This is a genomic window from Caulobacter sp. D5 (genome assembly GCF_003185805.1).
GTDB lineage: Bacteria > Pseudomonadota > Alphaproteobacteria > Caulobacterales > Caulobacteraceae > Caulobacter.
In genome coordinates this window covers 1-2,423 of record NZ_QHJY01000320.1, presented here as the reverse complement: position 1 = coordinate 2,423, position 2,423 = coordinate 1, and the positions used below count along the sequence as shown (strand labels likewise).

2 protein-coding genes are annotated in these 2,423 nt (G+C 70.0%); both read left to right on the top strand.

Annotated elements, in window-relative coordinates:
• Positions 1-388: PstS family phosphate ABC transporter substrate-binding protein (locus DMC18_RS19430; RefSeq protein WP_199232596.1), on the top strand; the 388-nt coding region annotated here is incomplete at its 5' end.
• A gap of 321 nt (positions 389-709) precedes the next feature.
• Positions 710-2,423, top strand: a 1,714-nt coding sequence (locus tag DMC18_RS19425; protein WP_110133223.1) for a DEAD/DEAH box helicase, incomplete at its 3' end; no start/stop codon positions are given.

Here is a 2,423-nt window from a genome sequence, read left to right as displayed (position 1 = left end):
CTGGATCGACGCCGGCGAAAACGACAACGCCATCGTCGGCACCCTGACCAAGACCCCGGGCGCCCTGGGCGTGTTCGGCTTCTCGTTCCTCGAAGAGAACGCCAACGTCATCAAGGGGGCGGCGGTCAACGGCGTGAAGCCGACCCCGCAGGCGATCGCCAACGGCAGCTACCCGCTGTCGCGCTCGCTCTACATCTACGTCAAGAAGGGCCAGGTCGGCGTGACCCCGGGCCTGAAGGAATACCTGGCCGAGTTCGTCTCCGACGCCGCCACCGGCCGCGGCGGCTACCTGCAGGGCCGCGGCCTGATCCCGCTGCCGCCCGCCCAGCACGAAGCCAACAAGGCCACGGCGAGCAAGCTGCCGAACATGGCTCCGCCCAAGAGCTGATCGCGCTGCGCATCGCCTGAACGACGCCCCGTCCGGACCATCCGGACGGGGCGTTTTCGTTTAACCAAACGCTGCGGCCAAAGCGCCGCAGTGGGGGCTAATTATCCGCCGGCTCTTGCCTTTCGAGGCAGATTGGCGTCTTAACGCGCCTTTCCAAACTTCCTCGGTCGCCCGAGCGCCTCGTTTTGGCGACCGGAGGAGTTTATTTTCATGACAAGTGACCAATCAGACGGGTCCGGGACATCGGGGTCGTAATTTGGTCGTGGCGCAGGCCGCGGGCGTTTTTGTGTGCCGCCGCCTGCAGAATCGAACTGGACCGACATGCCCTTCCCCGCCTCTCACCCCGCTCTTGAGCGGGCTCTCGCCGCTCAAGGTTACGCTGAGCCCACCCCCGTCCAGGCCGCCGTGCTGGAAGCCGACGCCGAAGGCCGCGACCTGCTGGTCAGCGCCCAGACCGGCTCGGGCAAGACAGTGGCCTTCGGCCTGGCCGCCGCCCCGACCCTGCTGGGCGACGCCGAGCGCCTGCCCAAGGCCGGCCTGCCGATGGCCCTGGTCATCGCCCCGACCCGCGAACTGGCCATGCAGGTCAATCGCGAACTGGAGTGGCTCTACGCCCAGGCCGGCGCCACCGTCGTCAACTGCGTCGGCGGCATGGACGCCCGCCGCGAGCAGCGCGCCCTGAACTTCGGCGCCCACATCGTCGTCGGCACCCCGGGCCGCCTGCGCGACCACATCGAGCGCGGCCACCTGGATCTGTCCGAGCTGAAGGTCGCCGTCCTCGACGAGGCCGACGAAATGCTCGACATGGGCTTCCGCGAGGACCTCGAGTTCATCCTCGACGCCGCCCCGGCCGACCGCCGCACCCTGCTGTTCTCGGCCACCCTGGCGCGCGACATCATCGCCCTGGCCAAGAACTACCAGACCGACGCCCTGCGCATCGACACCATCGACCGCAACGAGCCGCACCGCGACATCGAGTACCGCGCCGTGCGCGTGGCGCCGAACGAGACCGAGCACGCCGTCGTCAACCTGCTGCGCTACTTCGAAAGCCCCGGCGCCCTGGTGTTCGCCAACACCCGCGAAAGCGTCCGTTCGCTGCACAGCAAGCTGCGCGAGCGCGGCTTTGACGTCGTCGGCCTGTCGGGCGAACTGAGCCAGCGTGAACGCGCCGACGCCCTGCAAGCCCTGCGCGATGGCCACGCCCGCGTCTGCGTCGCCACCGACGTCGCCGCCCGCGGCCTCGACCTGCCGGACCTCGGCCTCGTCATCCACGCCGAACTGCCGGTCAACAAGGCCACCCTGCTGCACCGTTCGGGCCGCACCGGCCGGGCCGGCAAGAAGGGCGTCTCGGCGCTCGTCGTGCCCTACACCCGCCGTCGCAAGGCCGAACAGCTGCTGTTCGCGGCCGGCGTCGAAGGCGTCTGGGGCGGCGCCCCGAGCGCCGACGAGATCCGCGCCAAGGACACCGAGCGCCTGCTCGACGATCCGATCTTCGCCGAGGCCTCGAACGAGGAAGACCTGGCCCTGGCCGAAGCCATGCTGGCCAAGCGCACCCCGACCGAGATCGCCGCGGCCCTGATCCGCACCCGCCGCGCCAAGCTGCCGGCCCCGGAAGAAATCTACGACGACCCGCGCCACGGCGCCGATCCGGGCCCGCGTTCGCGCGAGCCCCGCGGCGACCGCGACTTCGCCCCGCGTGATTTCGGCGACCGTCCCGAGCGCGAACCGCGCACCAGCATGGACGGCTCGGAGTGGTTCCGCATCAGCGTCGGCCGTCGCGGCAACGCCGATCCCAAATGGCTGATCCCGCTGATCTGCCGCCAGGGCCACATCACCAAGAAAGACATCGGCTCGATCCGGATCTTCGACTACGACACCAAGTTCGAGATCTCGGCCGAGGCGGCGGTGAAGTTCGGCGCGGCGGTCCAGTCGACCGTGCGCGAAGACGTCTCGATCACCCCGACCGCCGCGCCGGCCCCGCGCGGCCCGCGTCGCGAGTTCGACGGCGACGCTCCGCGCGCGCCGCGTCCGCCGC